This window comes from Staphylococcus sp. EG-SA-14 (genome assembly GCF_017151935.1).
Taxonomy (GTDB): Bacteria; Bacillota; Bacilli; order Staphylococcales; family Staphylococcaceae; genus Staphylococcus; species Staphylococcus aureus.
In genome coordinates, this window is record NZ_JACVZM010000007.1 from 55,495 (window position 1) to 80,023 (window position 24,529).

Sequence of the window (24,529 nt, forward strand, 5' to 3'; positions counted from 1 at the left end):
TTATTTTTTATTTTTCTTAGCTTTCTTTTTCTTCTTTTTAGCTGCTACCTTTTTAGAAGTATTTTTTGATGCTGACTTTTTGTCTTTGGATTGGTTATCTTTTTGATTTTTCTTTTTAGCCAATAATAAAGGAACGTCCTCATCTTTAGATTCAATACTAGTTGTTGTTTCAACATCTTCCTCTTTATCTTTGCGTCGTTTTGCGAATAAGAGTGGTGAATGTTCGTTATCTTTCAACACTTTTTCATCTGTGTTTTCATTTGTAACTTCCACATCTTCTTCATCTTCTTTACGACGACGTTTTGGTAAGAAGAACGGCGTATGTTTAACTTTATCGAGTGACTCGCCATTATTTAGCGAATCTTTTTCTTCAACAGTAACATCTTCTTCATCTTCTTTTCTGCGACGTTTCGCAAATAAAAGTGGTAAATGTTTTGTATCGTCTAAAGTCTCTTTTATTGAATCTTTATTATTATCTCTTATTTCTAATTCTTCCTCTTCATCTTCTTTACGACGACGTTTGGCAATGAAGAACCAGAAACTAGCTAGTAAACCAGAGATACCCACCACACCAATAGCGTTTTTAATAACATTACCGAAATTATTACTAAAGTGACGCATATGAAGTGGATCAATGTCATCATCTTCATCAAGTTTCTTTTTATGTCCAATAGTCGAACTGTTAAATGGATGATTTGCAGTTCCATAACCAATTGTTAAATGGCTATTAGATTCATTTCCAGTACTTGACGATTGTTTAGCACGATCAGATGTTACAATTTGTACTGCTGAAATTCGAGCAATACCATTGTTCAATGCAGCCTCAACTTGCTGTAATGTATGCGCATTATTAATATCTCTAATTGTTTCAAGCACAATTTCGTTAATTTGATTCATTGCTGCTTGTTTTTCATCAGCTGTGCCAATTTCACTATTTCGAATACTATTTATTTTTTCATTTGAAAAGTCTTTAATTCTACTAATAGCTTCTTGCTTGCGTTTAGCTAGTTCTTTTGCTGTTGGATTAGCTGCTTTCATTTGAGCTTTAAATTGTTCCAATTGCTCAGTTATTTCATCGATGCTTTGCGCACGTTGAATCGCTTGAATTGCTTGTTCTTTTAATTGATTTAACTTAGCAATAGCTTCTTGCTTCTCTTTATCTGTTAGATCAGTACGAGCTTTGATTTCATCAATCATATGTTGAATTGCATCTTCAATCGATTTAATTGCATTTGATTTTGCTTGTTCAATCGTAAATTGTTCTGGATTAAATTGTTCAATATGCGCTTGTTCTTGTTGTTGAATTTCTTCAACTGAATGAACATCAGGTGCATTGTTAATATAATCAATTGCTTGTTGTTTAAGCTTATTAACTTCTGCAATTGCAGCTTCTTTTTGTTCCAGTGTTAATGTCACACTATTATTGATTTCATTAATCTTTTGTTGTGCCGCATTTTCGATTGATTCAATTGCCTGTTGTTTGACTACTGACAATTCTTTTTCTACAACTTTTACAGGAACATTAACAATCACTTTTGATCCATCAAGCAATGTAACTTCAACTTTTGCTGTTAAGCTATCAGAAATCGTTGCAGTTGATGGTGTATCGATAACTTCTGCTGAAAGCTGATCAATTAAGTTTATGTGTGCAAGAATATCTTGTTCTGTAATGATGTCATCACGATGTACAATGAGTTCACCATTAACTAGGATTTGCTCAGGTGTTGCTTCAAAAATTTCATTTACAGCAGGTTGTTCATCAACCTCCCATACATGTGTATTTCTAATGTCATCTAAACCTAAGTTTAATCCTCGATTTAATTGATCTATAGTTTGAGCATTCTCAACGTTTTGTAGTGCTCGTTTTTCAGCTTCGTCAATTTCTTTGAGCGCTTTTGCTTTTTGCTCAGGTGTTAAATCTGGATTTGAATTGATTTGATCACGCTTCGCATTAGCTAAGGCTTTTATTTCATTTTTCGCATCTTCTTTAGCTTTCACTAAATCTTTGATGTCTTGTAATGCTTGCGCAAGTTGTGCTTTAGCTTGTTCAATTTCTTCTTTAGTCAGCGCATTGTTAATGTCGTTATGACCTTGTTGAAGTATTTGATTAATACGATCTTTAAGTGCTTGTTTTTCCTTATCTGTTAGATTTGGATTTCGATCGATTTCGTCAATTAATGCTTGAACTTGCTTATCAACGTCTTTATTGGCATCAATTTTTGCTTTTGGTATTTCATTGGCATGCACTTGTTCAATCGCGTGGTTGCCTGCTGTTTGAACTTGAGATACAGCCTGATTACTTGTTGCTTTATTAATGTTGTTGATGATGCTGTTTGCCAATTCTTCTGCTTTATTTTTCGCAATAAGCTTGTCTTGATCCGTCGCATTTGAAGCTTCGATTTCTTTTAGCTTATTAGCTAAAGCTTGATTAATTGATTGAATTGCCTTGTCTTTAGCATCTTGTAGTCGTTGATCACCATTAAGATTATGGATTGCATCATTGACTGCTTGGATTGCGCCATTGATATCATTCACATTTGTGTTATCACTATTTAGCAATGTATTTGCTAGACGTTTGGCATCATCGAAGTTTGTTTTAGCATTATCGTCAGCGTTTTGGTAATTGACAGTTTGCTCTGCATTTGGAATTTCATTGTCAACTAAATGTTTCAATGTTTCCATTGCATCATTTAAGTCAATTTGATTATTAACAATATCTGTTACATCTGATACAGTATCGGCATTGTTAATTGCTTTATGTGCAAGATCTTGTTGCTGTTGATTTAATCCATTTAACGAATTAACAAACGCATTTGCTTTATCTTTGGCATTTGCAAGGTTTTGGTCTCCATTTAATGCATTTTGAGCATCGATAATATTTTGTTTCAATTGCTCTGCTTCAGCTTTTGCAATTGCATTACCTTGCACTTTATCTAACTCATGTGCTGCATTCGCAATTGCATTATCATAATTTGCTTTCAAATTGTCATCTGCATTGATGTAATTTGTGCTGCTGATAACACCAAGGTGCTGTTCGTCAATATATTGTTGTACTGCACCCATTGCATTATCTAATTTAGTTGCTCTATTAATTGCTCGAGATGCTTTATTTAGCGTTTCAGCATTATTAATTTGTTGGATTGCTAATTGTCTTTGAGCATTGTTTAGATGTGTTAATTGATCCAAACTTTGTAATGCTTCAGATTTACGATTATTAAGTCTTTCTTCACCATTTAATGCTTTCTTAGCTGCAGTGACTGCATCATTTAATTTGATAACTTGTTCTGCAGTTAAGTTTTGACCAGTCGATTTATCAAGTGCTTGTTTCGCTTTATCAACCGCTTCATCATATACTTGTTTGACTTGTGTATCTGCATTGACATAGTTCGTGCTACCTTTCGTGCGTCCTTCATTGCCAGTGATTTCTTGTGACAATTGATCCATTGCACGATTAAGTGCCTTAGCCTCATCTACAATTTGTTGGATTTGATTTAAATCGTTTGATTGATCGATGCGACCTTTAAATCCATCTTGTTGAGCATTGTTTAATGCATTCAATTGGTCGATGTCATGTTTACCATTTGTTTTAGCAAGTGCTACACGTTCATCACCATTTAATGCTTGTTTTGCATTTAAAATATTTTGAAGTGCTTGATCCACTTGTTGCTTATTCGCATTTTGTTTCAATACATTTTCAGCATCAGCAATAGCTTGTTTATAAGCCTTTTGCTTATCTGAATCTGCTTGTGTGTAATCTATAGTTTGCTCAACGTTAGCATGTTCATTAACTGCTTGTTGTAATTGATCCATTGATTGGTTCAATTGCGTTGCTTGATCTACTAATTCAGCGATTGGTTGAAGTTTCGTCGCTTGATCAATATTTTGTTTAGCAGTTGCAATTTGATCAGCATTTAAATGTGTTAATTGGTCAATAGTTTGTTTCGCTTGTGTTTTAGCTTCAGCGACTCTCTCATTACCATTTAACTCATTCACTTTTTCTTGAAGCTTAGTTAATGCTTGTTCTACAGCGTCTTTATTCGCATTTGAACCATTAGTTGGATCTGTAATGCTTTGTGCAGCTTGTAACGCTTGATCTACTGCTTCTTTTTTATCAGTTGACGCTTCAGTGTAATTTGGTTGAGCCTTATCTGTATTCACTTGATCAACTTTATTTTTCAATGTTTCCATCGCGTGATCAAGTTCAGTAGCAGTTTGAACATGTTGTGCAACCTCTGTTCTTGTAGGCGCTGCATTTATAGCATCAGTTAATGCTTGTTGTTGTGCATGATTTAAGTTTGGCAATGCATTAACAGTCGTTACTGCTTGTTGTTGATCACGAGCAAGTTTTTGATCACCATGTAGGTTATCTTTTGCAGTTGTTACTGCTTGTGTCAATTGTTCTACTTGTGATTTGTCGAGTGTTGGATTACCTGTTTGGTTAATTAAATCTTTTGCATTTTGAACTGCTGCTTGGTAAGCATCTTTTTGCGGTTTATCTTCATTAATAAACTTGCTACCAGATTCTGTTTGTTGTTGATCTTGAATACTATTTCGTAATGCTTGCATTGCTTGATCAAGCGCTTTTGCTTCAGCTAATTTTTGCGCTACTTCATCACGAGTTGCTGCGTTGTTTATTTGGCTTTCAAGTGCTTGACGTTGCGGATTATTCAAACCATTTAATTGATTTAAATCAGTAACCGCATGTTGTTTATCGTCTGCAAGTTTTTGATCACCGTGTAGGTTATCTTTAGCTTGGTTAACAGCTTGTGTCAATTGTTCAACTTGTGCTTTATCAAGCGTTGGATTGTTAGTTTGATTAATTAAATCTTTTGCATTTTGAACTGCTGCTTGGTAAGCATCTTTTTGTGGTTTATCTTCATTGATAAACTTGCTAGCCGCTTCCGTTTGCTGTTGATCTTGAATGCTATTACGTAAAGCTTCCATTGCTTGGTTAAGTGCTTGTGCTTCAGTTAATTTTTGTGCTACTTCGCCACGAGTTGCTGCATTATTGATTTGATTTTCAAGTGCTTGACGTTGTGGTGTATTCAAGTTAGACAAGTTATTTAACGTTTCTGTTGCACGTTGCTTATCTTGAGCAAGTTTTTGATCACCATGTAAATTGTTTTTAGCATCAGTCACTGCCTGTGTCGCTTGATCAATGATTGATTTAGCTAATGTAGGATCAGTTGTTTTGTTAATCAAATCTTTCGCGTGTTGTACTGCTTGCGTATAAGCATCTTTTTGCGCTTGATCCTCGTTAATAAATTTACTACTTGCTTCAGTTTGTGGTTGATCCTTAATACTTTCTTTTAATGCTTTCATCGCTTCATTTAATGCTTGCGCTTGTGCAATGATTTCAGCCACTTTATCACGAGTTGTTGCATTATTAATTTGATTTTCTAGCGCTTGTTGTTGAGCTGGTGTTAATTGATCTAAATGATTTAGAGAATTTCCAGCAGTTTGCTTATCTTGAGCTAATCGTTCAACACCATCTAATGCATTTTTAGATGATGTTACTGCTTGAGTCGCACTTGATACATTACCTTTATTGATAGTTGGATTATTTAATCCTGCAATGATAGACTCAGCATTTTGAACTGCTTCATCATAGGCTTGTTTTTTATTCGGTTCTGCATTGACATATGCACTGCTCACACGAGTTGCATCTTTGTCAGCAATACTTTGTTGTAATGCATCCATAAGTTGATCTAATGCTTGTGCTTCAGTCAAATCTTGCTTAACTGCTGTTCTAGTTGTTTCGCTATCAATTAACGTATCTTCCATATGTTTTTGTACATTGTTTAGATGTGCTAATTGGCTAACCGTTTGTTTAGCATGATCTTTATCATTTTGTAATTTCACATCACCATGTAATGCTGCTTTCGTTGTATTCACAGTTGCCGCTACTTGATTAATCGCATTATTATCTAATGTTGCAGTTTGTTCATTGATAATATTATTTGCGGCTTGAACAGCTTGATCATAGTTTTGTTGCTCTGGTTGATCTTCGTTGATATATTTGCTATTTGCTTTAGTTGCTGCGTTATCTTGAATGCTCTGTCTTAATCCATGCATTGCTTGGTTAAGCGTATTCGCATTTTGTTCAATTTGATGAACTGCAGTTACTAAAGTTGCAGCTGTAACTTGGTCTTTTAATGCTGTTTTTTGAGGATCATTTAAGCTTGTTAAAGCATCAATTGCTTGCGTCGCATTTGTTTTAGCAACTTGTAAATTATGATCTCCATTTAACGCTTGAAGTGTTGTTTGAACTTTAGTAATAGCTTGTTCTACTTCTGTTTGGTTCGCATTTTGACCAGTTTGTTTGTTAATCATTGCTGCTGCTTCATTTACCGCTGTATTATAAGCAGTTTGTTTATCAGTATCAGCATTGATGAAGTTACCACGTTGTTCAACGGCTTGTTGATCTGCAATCGCATTAATTAAGTTACCCATCGCAGTATTTAAAGATTCTGCTGTTTGTTTGTGACCATTAACTGCAGCAATATCAGATGATTGCGTAATTTGTGATTGTAACTGTTGCTTTTGCGCATTATTTAAATGATCTAATTGATCAAGTCTATTGTTAGCTTGTTGCTTAGCTGCTACAAGGTTTTCATCACCATCTAATGCAACTTTCGTGTTATTCACTTGAGTTGTTGCACGATTAACATCATCTGGATTCATCGTAGGCGATGTAGTTTGATTAATGATATTATTAGCAGCTGTTACAGCTTGGTTATAGTCATTTTGTCTTTGCGCAGTTGCATCATGATAATCTTCAGATGCTAATGTCGTTTGATTATCCGCAACACTATTTCTTAATAATTCCATCGCATGATCTAACGTTTGTGCTTTTTGATTAATCGTAGTGACATCTGTAACAAGTGGCGCTTGTGTAATTTGACTTTCAAATGATTGTTTTTGTGCATCATTTATGTGTGTTAAGTTCGCCAATTGTTGTTTTGCTTGTTGTTTTGCATTTGCCAAATTGTCATTACCATTTAATGCTTGTTTCGCTGCGTTCACTTCATTAGTGATGCTTTCAACTTGTGCTTGTACTTCATTAGTACCACTTTGTTTATTCAATAATGCTTCAGCTTTTGCTACTGCCTGTTTATACGCATTTTGTTTGTCAGGATCTGCATTTAAGTAATTACCGTCCGCTAATGTTTGAGCTTTATCATTAATAGCTTGTGATAATTGATCCATTGCATGATCTAGGCTCGTTGCTGTTTGTTTAACTTGGTTCACTGTAGCAATTTCAGGCGATTGATCGATTTGACCTTTTAATGCTTGTTTTTGAGCATCGTTTAAATGCGTCATTCCACTTACGGCATCTTTAGCATTTTGCTTTTCAGTTGCCAATTTAGCTTCACCGTTTAAGCCATTTTTAGCATCAGTCACTTGAGTTAATGCACGTGTTATTTCATCTGGGTTAAGCGTTGGATTTGTCGTTTGATTGATAATACCTTCCGCTTGAGACACTGCATTTGTATATGCTGTTTGCTTATCGGCATCAGCATCATGATAGTTCTCACTTGCTTTGACAGTATCTTTGTTTGCAATACCTTGTTTCAAGTTACCCATTGCTGTATTCACATTTTGTGCATTTTGTTTAGTTTGTTCAACTGTAGCTAACGCTTGTGCTTGATTGATTTGGTTTCTTAATGCATCACGTTGTGGTTGATTTAAGTCGCGTAACGTATCAAGATTTGCTAAAGCTTCTTGTTTCGCTTGTGCTAATTTTTCATCACCGTTTAATGCATCTTTCGCTTGATTCATAGTTGTCACTGCTTGTGTTACTGTATCAGGCGTCAATACAGGTGTTGGTATGCCATTTGCGATTTGTTGCGCTTGGTTAGCCGCATTGTTATATGCTTGTTGTTTGTCTTGATCCGCTTGTGTAAAGTCAACTGACTGTGGTACTTGACTGTTCGCTTGAATTTGTTGTTTCAATGTACCCATTGCATTATTTAACGCATCAGCATTTTGCTTAATAGCATTAACACCTGTAACAAGTTCTGCATGCGACACTTGGTCTTTTAATGCTGTTTTTTGTGGTTGATTTAAGTTTGATAACTGATCAATGGCTGTATTTGCATTGTCTTTAGCAACTTGTAAGTTATGGTTACCGTTTAAATCACCCTTAGCTTGATTCACTTGTTGTAACGCTTGAGCCACTTGTTGTGGATCCACGTTTGCATTTGGTGTACCACTAATGATTTGTTCAGCATGTGCTACCGCATTGTTATATGCATTTTGCTTATCAGTATCAGCATTGACAAAGTTACCATTTGCTTTAGTTTGGTCTTTATCTGCAATACCTTGTTTCAATTGTGTCATTGCTTGATTTAAATCTTGTGCTGTTTGCTTAATCGTGTTTACATTTGCAACAGTTTGCGCAGCATCGACTTGTTGTTTTAATGCATCTTTTTGCGCTTGATTTAAATCATTTGCATTTGTAATCACTTGTTTCGCTGCATCTTTTGCACGTTGTACATTGTCATTACCATTCAATGCTTGTTTCGCTTCGTTCACACGTTGCATCGCTTGTTCCACTTCAGTTTGACTTGCATTGCTGCCATTTGCTTTAGATAAAATACCTTCTGCATGTGAAACCGCATTAGTATAAGCATCTTTCTTAGCTTGATCTGCATCAGTAAAGTTAATGCTATTTAATGTCTCAGTTTTATCTTGTAATGCATTGTTTAAGTTAGTCATAGCATTATTCAGATTTTGAGCATTTTGCTTAACATTATTAACTGTTGCAATATCTGGTGCTTGTTCAACTTGAGTTGTTAGCGCTTGTTTTTGAGCATCATTTAAATGATCTAATGTACCAAGATTTGTCTTAGCAGCTTGTTTGGCATCAGCTAATTTTTGATTACCGTTAAGTGCTTGATTTGTATCTTTCACTTTAGTTAATGCTTGTTGAATTGTATTTGGATCCATTGTTGGATTTGTTGTTTGTTTCAACAATTCTTCTGCTTTTGTTACTGCATTATCATATGCTGTTTGCTTGTCAGGATCAGCATCATGATAGTTTTCGCTACCTTTAATTTGTGCTTTATCCGCAATGCCTTGTTTCAATTGTGTCATCGCATCATTAAGCGTTGTCGCCGCTTGTTGAATAGCATTGACGTTTGGTACAAGTGTTGCTTGCGTGATTTGTTTGCTGTATTCATCACGTTGCGCTTGGTTTAAGTTTGGCAATTGATCAATAGCATGTTGAACATTTTGTTTCGCCGTTGCTAAGTTTGTATTACCATTTAAATCATTTTTAGCTTGCGTAACTTTATTTAACGCTGCAGTAATTTCGCTAGGTGTAACGACAACATCAGGCGTAGCACTAATTAATGCTTCAGCTTTCGCTACTGCTTGATTATATGCATTTTGCTTATCAGGATCTGCATTGACAAAGTTACCATCAGCTTTTGTTTGTTCTTTATCTGCAATGCCTTGTTTTAATTGTGTCATAGCATTGTTTAACTCTTGTGCTGTTTGTTTAACATTGTTTACACCAGCTACAGTAGTTGCATTTTGAACTTGTTGTTTTAATGCATCTTTCTGTGCTTGATTAAGGTCATTAGAGCTATTAATTAATGCTGTTGCTTCGTCTTTTGCATGTTGAACGTTGGCATTACCATTTAATGCTTGTTTTGCTGCATTTACTTGTTGGATTGCTTGTTCAACTTCAGTTTGTGTTGCATTGCCACCATTAGCTTTTGAAATAATGTTTTCAGCATTTGTAACAGCTGTGTTATATGCTTGTTGTTTTGCTTGATCTGCATCAGTGAAGTTAACTGTTGCTTTCGTAGCATCTTTATCGGCTATCGCTTGTTTCAAGTTACCCATCGCAGTATTTAAGTTTTGCGCATTTTGCTTAATTTGATTTGCTTCATCAACAGTATGCGCACCATTAATTTGATCAGTAACAGCTTGTTTCTGCGCATTATTTAAGTTGTCTAATGAACCTAAAGATTGCGTTGCTTGTTGCTTCGCTGCCTCTAAGTTTTCATTACCATTTAATGCATTTTTAGTTGTGCTTACTTGTCCAGCAGCTTGATTGATAACAGTCGGATCTAAAGTTGGACTTGTAGTTTGATCAATAATACCTTGTGCAGTTGTGACAGCATTATTGTACGCATCCTTTTTATTCGGACTTGCATCAGTATAATTTTGGTTTTGTTTTGTTGTCGCATTATCTGCAATACTTTGACGTAATTTGTCCATTGCTGCATCAACATTGTTTGCCTTTTGTTCATTACCTTGTGCTTCTGCAACAGTAGTCGATTGTTGTACCAATTGTTTTAATGCCTCTTTTTGTGCATTTGTTAAATGGCTTAAACCGTCAATTGCTGTATTTGCGTGTTGTTTAGCTTTTTCAAGGTTTTGAGTACCATTAAGCGCTGCTTTCGTTGTATTCACTTGATTCATAGCTGCTTCAACTTGATCTTTAGGCACGTTTGTACCTGTAGATTTATTTAAAATATTTTCAGCATTACGAACCGCTTCATTGTATGCATTTTTCTTCTCTGGATCTGCATCTGCAAAGTTTTGACTGCCAAGTGTAGTGTCTTTATCATTCAAGCTATTTTTCAAGTTACCCATCGCTGTATTCAGTTCCTGAGCTGTTTGAATGGCTTGCGTTACTTCAGCTACAGTGTGCGCTTGATTGATGTTTCCAGTAACAGCACCTTTTTGTGCATTGTTTAAGTTATCTAATGTAGATAATGTTTGGTTTGCATTGTTTTTAGCATCTGTTACTTTTCTATCACCATTCAACGCTTGTTTAGTAGTTGTTACAGTTGAAAGTGCTGCTTCAACTTGTGATTGGTTCGCATTTGTACCATTTGCTTGATTAATAATATTTTCAGCAGCAGTTACCGCATTGTTGTATGCTGTTTGTTTTTCTGGATCTGCATCTGTAAAGTTAACACTTTGTTTCACTTGATCTTTGTCTTGGATTCCGTTGATTAAACGTTCCATTGCTTGATCTAATTGTTCAGCTTTAGTTTTCACTTGATTTACTGTGCTAATATTTGGTGCATTTGTCACTTGCGTATTTAAATCTTGCTTTTGAGCATTATTTAAATGACTTAATTGGTTGATGTTAGCAGTCGTTTCTTGCTTTTTATTCGCTAAGTTTTGTACACCATTAAGCGCAGTTTTGTTAGTGTTCACTTGATTAGCTGCTTGTGTTACTGCAGATGGATCAAGTGTCGGCTGACTCGTTGCATTAATGATATTTTCAGCACTTGTAACTGCTGTGTTGTATGCATTTTGTTTATCCGTATCTGCATCAACATATGGTTGACTTGCTTTAACTTCATCTTTATTCGCAATACTATTTCGAAGTTGATTCATTGCATTATCAAGATTTGTCGCGTTGTCTTTCACACTTTGGACGCCAGTTACTTGTGTCGCGCTATCAATTTGACCAGTAATACTTTGTTTTTGTGCATCAGATAAATGTGTCATTTGACGTAATGTATCTTTAGCTTGTTGCTTCGCAGTTGCTAAGTTTGTATCACCGTTTAAACCTGTTTCAGCATTATTAACACGTTGTGTTACTGCTGTAACATCTGCTGCATTTGTAATCACATTAGGTGAACCATTTACAATGTTTTTCGCAGCATTATATGCATCAGTATAAGCACCTTGCTTATCAGGACTCGCGTTAGTGTAATTACCACCAGCAACAATTGTGTCATGATCAGCAATTGCTTGTTTTAATTGATCCATCGCATTATTAAGTGATGTAGCACTATTTTTCAGATCAGTTACACCTGATACACGTTGCGCAGCGTTCACTTGTTGTTTTAATGCTGTTTTTTGTGGCGTATTCAAATGTGTCAAGTTATCGATAGCTTGTGTAGCTTCAGTTTTAGCGCGTCGTAAGTTTGCGTCACCGTTCAAAGCATTTTCAGTAGACGTTACACTTTGAATTGCTTGTTCAACAGCTTGCTTATCTTTATTCGCACCATGATCTTTATTTAAGTAAGATTCAGCTTGTATGATGGCATTATCAAATGCTGTTTTCTTAGTTGGATCTGCGTCGATGTAGTTTTCGCTCGCTTTAGTTTGATCTTTATTTGCGATTGCTGTCTCTAATCGTTGCATTGCACCATCTAAGTCTTGTGCTTTCGTTTTAACACTATTTACACCGTTGACTGTTGTTGCACCTTCGATTTGTGATGTTAAATCTTGTTTTTGTGCATTATTTAAGTGTGTTAATGTACCTAAGTTTGCTTTCGCATCTGATTTTGCTTGTCTTACATTTGCATCACCGTTTAAAGCATTCTTAGCAGTCGTTACTTGATTTAATGCAGCTTCAACTTGTGCTTTTGTCATATTTTGACCGTTTGCTTTATCTAAAATACCTTGAGCATTCGTAACAGCATTTGTGTAAGCATCTTTCTTACCTTGGTCAGCATCTGTAAAGTTCACTTGTTGTTTAACAGTGTTTTGGTCATTAATACCATTTTGAAGTTGACCCATTGCTGTATTTAATTCATTAGCAGTATTTTGTGCAGCAGTTACACCTGCTACTGTCGTTGCATTGTCAATTTGACTAGTTGCTGCAGTTGATTGCGCATTATTCAAGTTACTATATGAAGCTAATGCACGTTTCGCTGACTCTTTTGCTTGAGCAACTTTATTATCACCATTCAAGTCATTTTTAGCTTGATTCAATTGGTTTAGTGCTGCTTGAACTTGTGTTTCATTCGCGTTGCTGCCATTAGCATTAGTAATTGCTTCTGCTTGTGTAACCGCAGTATCATACGCTTGTTGTTTTGGTTGATCCGCATCTTTGTAATTGACACTACGTTTCGTATTATCCTTTTCAGCAAGTGCATGTTTCAAATTACCCATCGCTGTGTTTAACGATGTTGCTTTATTTTTAGCCGCTGTGACAGCTGCAAGATTTGGTGCTTGATCCACTTCAGCATTTGCCGCAGTTCGTTGTGCATTGTTCAAGTCTGTCAAACGACCGATATCTGATTTCGCAGTTTGTTTTGCTGCTGCTAATTTTTCATCACCGTTCAATGCAGACTTCGCACTGTTCACTTGGCTCGCTTTTTGGTTAATTGTATCAGGATTCATTTCAGGGTTATTCGTTGCACTAATAATACCTTCAGCATTAGTTACCGCATCATTGTATGCATTTTGTAAATCTGCATTCGCGTCTTGATAATCTTCGCTTGATTTAGTCGCATCTTTAGAAGCAATACTTTGTCTTAATTGATTCATTGCTTGATCTAAAGTACCGGCATTAGCTTGAATACCTTGAACACCTGCAACAGTCGTACCACTTTCGATTTGCGATGTTAAGTTTGCTTTTTGAGCATCAGTTAAGTGTGACATTGTCGCTACTTGTTGTTTAGCTGTGTTCTTCGCTTCATTTAAGCGCGCATCACCATTTAATGCAGTTTTAGCAGTATTCACACGTTGTAATGCTTGTTCAACGGCTGCTTTATTTTCATTTGTGCCAGCTGTTTTATCTAATAACGTTTTAGCTGCCGTTACAGCATCATTGTATGCTGTTTGTTTTTCTCTATCTGCATCAGTATATTTCTGAGCTGCTTTTGTAGCTGCTTCATCGTTAATACCACGTTGTAAGTTGCTCATTGCAGTATTTAATTCAGATGCTGTTGTAGACACTTGATTTACACCTGCAACTGTTGTCGCACCTTCAATTTGCGTTTTCAATGCTTCTTTTTGTGCATTGTTAATTGATGTTAGGTTATTCAATGCATTTTTCGCAGTTGTCTTAGCATTCGCAACATTTTGATTACCATTCAATTCGTTTTTAGCACGTTGTACATTTTCTAATGCAGTTTCGACACCGTCTTTTGCAGTATTTGGACCTTGTGCTTTATTTAAAATTTGTTCAGCTTGTGTCACTGCATTTGTATATGCATTACGTTTCGCTTCATCTGCATCAGTGAAGTTAACACCTTGCTTAATCGTATTCTGATCTTGAATACCATTTTTCAAGTTCGTCATAGCTGTATTTAATGCATCCGCATTATTTTGTGCTTGTGTTACTTCATTAACATGCGTTGCACCCTCGATTTGACGTTTCGCCGCTTCTTTTTGAGCATTAGTTAAGTCACTTAAGCCATTCAAATGTTGCTTCGCATTTGTTTGCGCAGTTCTTAAGTTTTCTTGACCGTTTAACGCTTGTTGTTTAGCTGTCACTTGGTCTTTCGCTTGATTAATTTCTTGCGCATTCATTGATGGACTAGTTGTTTGACCAATGATTGCTTTTGCTGCAGTGACTGCACTATCGTATTCACTACGATTATTAGGACTTGCATCTGTGTAGTTTTGATCTGCTTTAATCGTTGCTTCATTCGCAATGCTATCTCGTAGACCTTTCATTGCAGTGTTTAATGTTTGTGCATTATCACGAACAGTTTGAACATTTGGCAACGTCGTCGCTTGACCCACTTGTTCTTTAAGTTTTGCTTTTTGCGGACCATTTAAAGAAGTTAAACCATCAATTGCTGTGTTAGCATTTTGTTTCGCTACTTCTAAATTATGATTACCGTTTAACTGCGTCTTAGCATTCGTTACTTGCGTTGCTGCATTTGTAACATCTGATGGTGTTAACGTTGGTGTTGGTGTACCACTAACGATATTTTCGGCAGCTGTCACTTTTTCATCATATGCTTGACGTTTATTCGCATCAGCATTGACATAGTTACCACTAGCTTTTGTCTCAGCTTTATCAGCAATGGCACGTTTTAAAGCTGTCATCGCAGTATTTAATTCAGTCGCAGTATGTTCAACACCATTTGCTGCAGATACACGTCCTGCACTTGTTACTTGTGCTTTTAATGCTTCTTTTTGTTTTGTATTTAAGTCCGAAGCATTTGTAATCGCTGTGTTAGCAGCCTGTTTCGCACGTTCTAAGTTTTGAATACCGTTTAATGCAGTATTTGCTTGTGTAACAGCTTGCATTGCTCTTTCAACATCTGCTTTAGGTGTATTACCGCCAGCTGTTTTATTTAAAATTGTAGCTGCTGCATTTACTGCTTGAGAATAAGCAGTTCGTTTAGCATCATCAGCATCTTGATAATTTTGACTTTGTAACGTCGTGTCTTTATCACGAATTGATGTTTCTAATTGACCCATAGCACCATCTAATTGTTGCGCTTTGGCTTTAACTGTATTAACACCTTCAACATTTGTTGCTTGTGTAATTTCATTATCTAACGCTGTACGTTGTGCATTATTAATGTGTGTTAATGTACCTAACGTTTGTTTCGCAGCGGCTTTAGCTTCATTTAATTTCGCATCACCGTTCAACGCCGTCTTCGTACTGTTCACATTTTGTAATGCTTGTTCAACTGCTGCTTTGTCTACATTTTGACCACTAGCTTTTGTTAAAATTGCTTTCGCTGCATTTACAGCTTGATCATAAGCTGATTTCTTATTTGGCTCTGCATCTAGGTATTTCTGAGTTTGTTTAGTTTGTGCCTCATCATTGATACCGTTTTGTAAACTATGCATTGCGTTATTTAATTCTGTTGCTTTGGCAGTTTCTTGATTTACACCAGCTACTGTTGTTGCACCATCAATGCTACGCGTTAACGCATCTTTTTGTGCATTGTTAATTGATGTTAAGTTATTTAAGTTGTTTTTCGCAGTTGTCTTAGCTTGAGCTAAGTTTTGCGCACCATTTAATGCATGTTCTTTAGTTGTCACTTGTGATGTTGCTTGCGTAATAGTATTTGGTTCCATCGTTGGGTTCGATGTTTGATTAATGATTGCTTTTGCTGCAGTAACTGCGCTGTCGTACTCGTTACGATTAGTTGGACTTGCGTCAGTGTAGTTTTGACCTGCTTTAATTGTTGCTTCATTCGCAATACTATCTCTTAAGCCTTTCATCGCTGTATTCAACGTTTGAGAACTATTTTTAACAGTTTGAACACCTTCTAATGTAGTTGCACTTTGAACTTGTTCTTTTAATTTTGCTTTTTGTGCATTATTCAATTGTGCTAAGCCATCAATTGTATTATTAGCATTTTCTTTAGCAACACGTAAGTTGTTATCGCCATTTAATGCTGTTTTAGCCGCATTGACTTGTGAAGTCGCACTATTTACATCATTGACTGTTAATGTCGCATTCGGTGTACCATTAATGATATTTTCAGCGTTAGTCACTTTTGAATCATACGCTTGACGTTTTTCTTGATCAGCATTGACATAATTACCGCTTGCTTTTGTTCTTTCTTTATCAGCAATAGCTGCTTTAAGTGCTGTCATCGCACCGTTCAATTCAGTAGCTATATGTTGAACGTTATTTGCATCAGATACACGTTGTGCATTGTTAACTTGTGTTTTTAATGCATCTTTTTGTTTTTGGTTTAAGTCATGTGCGTTGTTAATTGTGTTCGTCGCATTTGTTTTAGCTTGAGCTAAGTTTTGTACACCATTTAACGCTGCTTTTGTTGTATTGACTTGATTTGCCATGCCATTAATCGCATTAGCATCCATATTTGGATTGTTCGTTGCATTAATAACACCATTTGCATTATTTACAGCAGTATTGTAATTATTTTTGTTGCTATCAGATGCATCAAGATAATTTTGACTTGTTTTCGTCGTATTATCATTTTGGATACTTGTACGTAATGCACCCATGGCAGTATTTAATGTATTACCTTTATCTTTAACACCATTTACACCAGCTACATTTTGCGCTTGTTCAACTTGATGCTTCAAGTTGTCTTTTTGTAATTGTGTTAAGTTAGGTAAACCATTAATCGTATTTGTTGCTGAAGTTTTCGCATTTCTTAAGTTTTCAGCACCATTTAAAGCCGCTTTCGCTCTTGTAACTGCATTTAATGCATTATCAACGTCTGCTTTAGATGTGTTACCACCAGTTTGTTTATTTAAAATGCCTTCAGCCGCTGTGACAGCTTGCGTATATGCATTTCGTTTTGATTCATCCGCATCAAGATAATTTTGATTTCTTAATGTCGCATCTTTATCATTGATTGAACCTTGTAAGCTATTCATTGCGCCGTCTAATGTATTGGCATTTGTTTTTACAGTATTAACGCCATCAACAGTCGTCGCTTGATTGATTTGGCCTTCTAAGTCAGTACGTTGTGCATTCGTAATATGGTTTAAAGTGCCTAAGTTTTGTTTAGCTGCCGCTTTCGCTTCTGCCAGTTTTGCATCACCATTCAATGCATCTTTCGTACTTGTTACTTGTTGTAATGCACGGTCAACTGCTGCTTTATCTGAATTTGAACCTGTTTGTTTATTTAAAATTGCTTTCGCAGCAGCTACAGCTTGATCATAAGCAGTTTTCTTACTTTGTTCAGCGTCACGATATTTTTGAGTTTGTTTTGTTGCATTTTCATCATCAATACCATGTTGTAATTGACCCATAGCTGTATTAAGTTCATTTGCAGTTTGTTGGATACTTGTTACATTTGCAACACGTTGCGCACTTGTCACTTGTGCTTTCAACGCATCTTTTTGCGCTTTATTTAAGTTAGTAGCACCATCGATGGCATTTGTTGCTGTTTGTTTCGCTTGCGTTAAATTATGTGTACCATCTAATGCATTTTTCGTTGATGTCACTTGTGTAGCGATTTGGTTAATTGCATTAGCATCCATATTTGGATTGCTTGTTGCATTAATGACACCATTAGCACTATCAACAGCATTGTTATAGTTTGTTTTGTTACTTCCTGTAGCATCAAGATAGTTTTGGCCATTTTTCGTAGCTGTGTTATCTTGAATGCTATTTCTTAACGTACCCATAGCACCATTTAATGTGTTGGCACTTGATTTAACAGTATCTACACCTGCAACATTTTGTGCTTGTTGCACTTGTTGTTTCAATTTATCTTTTTGAGCAGTTGTTAAATGTTGAAGTCCGTTTATAGTAGTGTTTGCATTTGATTTAGCTTGCTCTAAATTATGGTTACCATTTAGGGCACCTTTCGCATTAGCAACTTGTGACAACGCGTTTTCAACGGCAGTTTTGTCTAAATTTGATCCACTATTTTTATTTAAAATATTTTCTGCGTTCGTAACGGCTTGAGTATAAGCAGTTTTCTTATCTGAATCAGCATCATGATAGTTTTCACTTGCTAGTGTATTTGTTTTATCATTAATACCATTTTGCAAGTTAGCCATCGCTGTATTCAATTGTGTACCTGTATTAGATACAGCTTCAACACCAGCTACAGTTGTTGCTTGATCAATTTTAGTTGTTAAGTCACGTTTTTGTGCATTATTAATTGACGTTAAGTTATTTAATGCATTTTTAGCTGCATTCTTCGCATTTGTAACGTTTTGATCACCATTCAATGCATTTTTAGCACTTGAAACATTTTGAATAGCCGCTTCAACATCTTGTTTAGACGTATTTGCACCTTGCGTTTTATTCAGAATTGCTTCAGCTCTGCTTACCGCATTTGTATACGCATCACGTTTAGCTTTATCTGCATCAGTAAATTTAACACTTTGTTTAACTGTGTTTTGATCATGGATAGCTTGTTCCAAGTTACCCATTTGCGTATTCAACTCAGTTGCTGCATTTTTAGCAGCTGTTACCTCACTCACATGACCTGCACGATCAATTTGTGTTGAGATTGCAGATTTTTGGTTATTTGTTAAGTGTGATAACGTATTTAAGTTTTGCTTAGCAGTGTTTTGTGCATTTCTTAAGTTTTCAGCACCGTTCAAACCATTTTTAGCATTATTCACTTGTGTTGTAGCTTGGGTAATCGCACTAGTATCCATAGTCGGATTGTTAGTTTGATTAATGATACCTTTCGCATTTGACACAGCGCTATTATATGTTGATTGGTTATTCGAACTTGCGTCTGTATAGTTTTGACTTGCTTTGACTGTTGTTTCGTTAGCAATACTATCTCTTAAGCCTTTCATTGCATTGTTCAATGCTTGTCCATTTGTTTGAACAGTTTGTACGTCTTCTAATCTATTGGCTTGTCCCACTTGTTCTTTTAATTTAGCTTTTTGAGGAGTATTTAATTGTGTTAATGCATCAATAGCAGTATTGGCGTTTTGTTTTGCTACACGCAATCTTTCGTCACCATTTAATTCTTGTTTCGCGCTGTTTACTTGATTAGCTGCAGCTGTTACTTCTGAAGGTGTCGTAACAACCGTTGGCGTACCGCTAATAATATTTTCAGCATTGGTAACTTTAGTTGTGTAAGCATTTTGTTTAGTGCTATCGGCATTAACATATTTACTGCTTGCTAACGTATTCGTCTTATCTGCGATGGCATGTTTTAATGTGCCCATTGCCGTGTTCAGTTCAGTCGCATTGTGCTGTACATCTTGTGCATTAGATACGCGTTGAGCACCATTAGCTTGTGCTTTTAATGCATCTTTTTGTTTTTGATTTAAATCAGATGCGCCATTGATTGCTGTAATCGCTGCTTGTTTCGCATTGTTTAAGTTTTGCGTACCATTTAATGCATGTTTCGCATTATTAACATTATTAAGTGCTTGTTCGACTGCTGTTTTCGCTGTATTCGGTCCAGTTTGTTTATTTAAAATTGTTTCGGCAGCTGATACAGCTTGATTGTAAGCATTACGTTTTTGCTCATCAGCATCTAGGAAGTTTTGGCTCGCTAATGTTCCAGATTTATCGTTGATAGCCGTTTGTAAGTTACCCATTGCACCATCTAAACTATTCGCACTTTCCTTAACAGATTCAACACCAGCTAAGTTTGTAGCTTGTGAAATTTGATTTGTTAAATCATTGCGTTGTGCTGTAGTGATATGCGTTAAAGTACCTAGATGTTGTTTCGCTGCGTTTTGAGCTGCAATTAATTTTGCATCACCATTCAATGCATCTTTCGCTGTATTCACACGTCGTAATGCTGCCTCAACATCATTTTGCGCAGTGTTTGGACCATGTTGTTTATTTAAAATCGCTTTCGCTGCAGTAATAGCATTATCATACTCTTGTTGTTTATTTGTATCTGCATCACGATATTTCTCAGATGATTTCACTTGAGATTCGTTGTTAATACCATTCTGTAAGCTAGCCATAGCTTGGTCTAGATGTTGCGCATTTTGTTTTACAGTATCAACACCACTCACTCTTGTCGCACTAGTAATTTGACTAATCAAATTGTTCTTTTGAGCATCTGTAATACTTGTCAATGTGTTTAAGTACGTTTTCGCATTTTGTTTTGCAGCAGCTAAGTTTTCATCACCGTTAAGTGCCGTTTTAGAACTATTCACTTGCTCTGCTTTTTGTGTAATCGTACTTGGATTCATTTCTGGATTACTATTAGCATTAATAATCGTTTCAGCAGCAGCTACTGCGTTGTTATATGCTGTTTGCTTATCATTATTAGCATCTACGTAATCTTCACTTGCTTTAGTCGCATCTTTGTTGGCAATACTTTGTCTTAACGTATTCATGGCTTGATCTAATGTATTGGCATTTGATTGAACCGTTTGAACACCAGCGACAGTAGTACCATTATTAATTTGGTTTGTTAAATTCGTTTTTTGTGCAGTTGTTAAATGCGTCATATTATTTAACTGCTGTTTTGCTGTTTGCTTCGCTTGATCTAATAAACGCGTACCATCTAAGTTATTTTTAGCAGAATTCACTTGATTCATCGCTTCAGTAACTTGATCTTTCGTTTTATTTTGACCATATGATTTATTTAAAATATCTTTCGCAGCTTGTACCGCATTTGTGTATGCTGTTTTCTTACTTGGTGTCGCATCTTGATAATTTTGACTATTTAATGTCGTTTGTTCGTCATTGATTGCACCTTGCAAGTTACCCATCGCTGTATTTAAATCTGTACCTTGTTGTTTAACAGTATTTACGCCAGCAATATTTGATGCAGCATTAATTTTAGATTTAACATCTGCTTTTTGTGCATTATTTAAATGCGGTAATGCATCAATTGCTCTTGCAGCATCTGTTTTAGATTGTGCTAATTTTTCATCACCATTTAATGCATTTTTATTAGAAGTAACAGCTGAAGTTGCACGATTAACATCATCAACAGACATCGTTGGATTTGTTGTTTGATTAATGATTGTTTCGGCACTTGAAACTGCACTGTTATATGCATTTTGTTTAGCTGTATCTGCATCCGCATAATCTTCTGTACGTTTCACTTGATCTTTATCTGCAACAGCTTGTCTTAAGTTACCCATTGCACTATTCAAGTTTGTTGCATTTTGCTTAATTGTATTAACTGCATCAATTTGATGCGCACCATTAATTTGCGATTGTAAGTTTTGACGTTGTGCATTATTTAAATTGTTTAAATGACCTAATGCAGTATTCGCTTCTTGTTTCGCAGCATTTAACTTAGCTTCACCATTCAATGCATGTTCTTTACTTGTGACATTTGATAAAGCATTGGTAACATCACTTGGTGTTATAACTGGATGTTGTGCATTACCATTAATAATGTCATTCGCATGGTTGTATGCATTGTTGTAATCATTTTTCTTATTAGTATCTGCGTTGACATAATTATCACTTTGTACGACTTGGTTATGATTAGCAACGCCACGTTTTAAACCTGTCATAGCAGTATTTAAGCTTTGAGTCGTTTGTTTAATATCATTTACTGCTTGCACGTTTTGTGCACTATTCACTTGTTGTGTTAATGCATTCTTTTGTGCTTGGTTTAAATCACTCGCATGCGTAATCGCATTTGTTGCTTCTGTTTTCGCACGTTGTAAGTTTTGTTGACCATCTAAAGCATCTTTCGTCGATTTAACAGATGCTGCTTTTTGGTTCACTGTGTTAACATCCATCGTTGGATTAGTCGTTTCTCCAATGACACCTTTAGCCGCATTAACTGCATTATCATACGCTTGTTTATTAGCTGGTGTTGCGTCAGTGTAATTTTGACCTGATTTAATTGTATTATTATCCGCAACACTGTCTTTTAATTTCGTCATCGCAGTATTTAAAGCCGTAATGTTAGACTTAATTGTTTCAAGCGCAGCATGATTTTGAGCAGCATTAATTTGTTGCGTGAAATTATTTTGTTGTGCTTGGTTTAAGTTAGATGCACCATGTAATGTTGTTAACGCTGGCTGTCTATCTAATGTTAAACCTTGACGTGCTGTATTTAATTGATCCTTAGCTTGGTTTGCCTCTGTCACTTTATCATTGATATTTTGGACAGTTGGGTTGCCATTCAACACTTGATTAATTTCAGTTAACTTTTGACGCGCTGCTTGTAATTTTTGGTTGTACGCATTTAACGAAGCGGTTGTCATACCTGTTGTATCCGTTGGTTGATTAATGCTTTGTTCTAATTGCGTTTTCGCAGTTTGAAGCGGCGCTTTATCTGGTGTTAAAGCTTGACGTGCATGATCTAAATCAGATTTAGCTTGATTTGCTGCAGACGTATTTGTATTAATTTGTTCTACAGTCGGTGAACCTGCTAATACTTGATTGATTTGTTGAATCTTATTACGTGCAGCTGTTAACTTCGCATTGTATGCATTTATAGAGTCTTGTGTCATACCAGTTGTACTTGTTTGCGTGTCAATACTATGTTGTAGTTGATTTTTCGCATTTTCTAAAGGCGCTTTATCGACTGTTAAGCCATTACGTGCTTGATCAAGTGCTGATTTAGCGGCATTCGCTGCTGTCACGTTTTGACGTATTGTCGCAACATCTGGATGTGAGGCTAATACACGATCAATTTCTTGAATTTTAGTTCTAGCTGCTGAAAGTTTTTCATTAAATGCTGCAATAGATGCGCTTGTCATACCAGTCGTACTCGTTGGCTGATCAATATCATTTTGCAACTGAGTTTTTGCAGTTTGTAATGGTGCCAAGTCTGGAGTTAGTCCAGCAATTGCTTGTTTTAAGCTATTATATTTTTCTTCTACTTTTGTTTTTTTTGCGGCAATTTGTTGGTCAGTCGCATCACCATTGTTAATAACATTTTGTGCATTTGTTGATTCTGTTTGACCCGCACGTTTAGCATCTTCATATGCTTGGATTGATGATTGTGTCATACCATCAGTAGTTACTGATTTATTGATTTCTTCATCAAGTTTCGTCTTGGCAGTTCTTAAAGCACTATTATCAGCTAAAGGTACTAATTGATTAATTGCTTGCGTTAATCGCTCATTGACACGATTTACATTTGTTAACGCAGATTGTACCTCTTGCACTGTTCTTATTGGCTTCTGAATGATAGCATTAGCGCTATTTTTAGCACTTGTTAAGTCACTTTGAAGTGCACGAATCGAATTATTGTAGGCAGTAATACTTGCCGGCTTCTTACCAGTCGTTGTACCTGTGCGATTCAATTGTTGCACTGCTTGCTCTAAGGCATGTGTATCTGCAGTTAAATCATGTTTCGCTTGGTTTAATGCTGTTAATGCGTTATCGACACGATGTTTTTCGTCTGAAATTTGTTGTGCAGTTGCATCGCCATTGTCAATAACACGTTGAGCTGCAGTTATTTCAGTTTCTGCTTCACGCTTCTTCGCATTATAGTTATCAATACTTTGTTGCGTCATACCAGCAGTTGATGGTACTTGGTTCACAGAACTTTGTAAGTTATTTTTAGACGTTACTAATTGACTATTATCTTCTTTATTTTGAAGTAATGCTTTAGCTTCATTTATCTTAGTTTGTGCAGCTTGAACTTTAGTTAATGCGTCAGAAACTTGTTGTGGTGTTGCACGCTCATTATTAATCACTTGTTGTGCTTCTGTTTTCGCAGTATTGATTTGTTGTTGCGCATTATGCATTGCATTATTGTACTGCGTAATTGTACCTGGCTTTTTACCATCTGTACTAACTGGATCATCTAAATGATTTTTAGCTGTGATTAACTCACGTTTATCCGCTTTTGTGAAAATGGACTCTTGTACTTCTTCAGTACTACCATCATTGTAAGTTACTGTCACAGGAATCGTCGTTGTGCTACCACCAGCTAAATTAGTAGGCATTGCTGTGCCATTTTTAATCGTTGCAGTACGTTTATTAGCAACTTGAACTGCATTGTTAATTTCAGCTGCTGTTACATTTGAACCATAATCTTTCACAATTTCAGTTGTGTTGACAGTATGAGCTGCCGGTGCAGTTAATGTACTTGGATTACTACTTACTGAGTGACCTGTACCTGCTTTCGGAGTAATTGTGATTGATGAATTTGGTTTTATAGTATTGGCATTGAACGTCACTTTACCAGTTTGTGCATCTAATGTTACATAGTCAGGCTTATTCGCAATTGTCCATTGATTATTTTGACCACGAACAACATTAATTGTCTTACTATGTTCTGCACCATTACCCACTTTTTCAGTGTAAGCAATATCCATTGCTTGAGTTGGATTAATTAAATGTCCTGATGGATTATTAGGCGTGATATCAATATGACCATTTTGCCAAATCTTAGTAGTCGCTTGGTTCGGTTGTGGTGCGACAACTGTGAAATCATCACTACGTTGCTCATCACTCACTGTCTCTCCGCTTCCTTGCGTTGCAACAACTTGAATTGTATCAGCA

The 24,529-nt window shown here is 36.1% G+C and carries 1 protein-coding gene (cut by a window edge); it reads right to left on the minus strand.

What is annotated here, in order from left to right; genetic code table 11:
* Window positions 1-24,529, minus strand: the 3' portion of a protein-coding gene (ebh, locus tag IDG63_RS06310) for a hyperosmolarity resistance protein Ebh (RefSeq protein WP_206176394.1). Its footprint extends 6,884 nt past the window's final position; the window shows 24,529 of its 31,413 coding nt (coding positions 6,885-31,413); its start codon lies beyond the right edge, outside the window; its stop codon occupies window positions 1-3.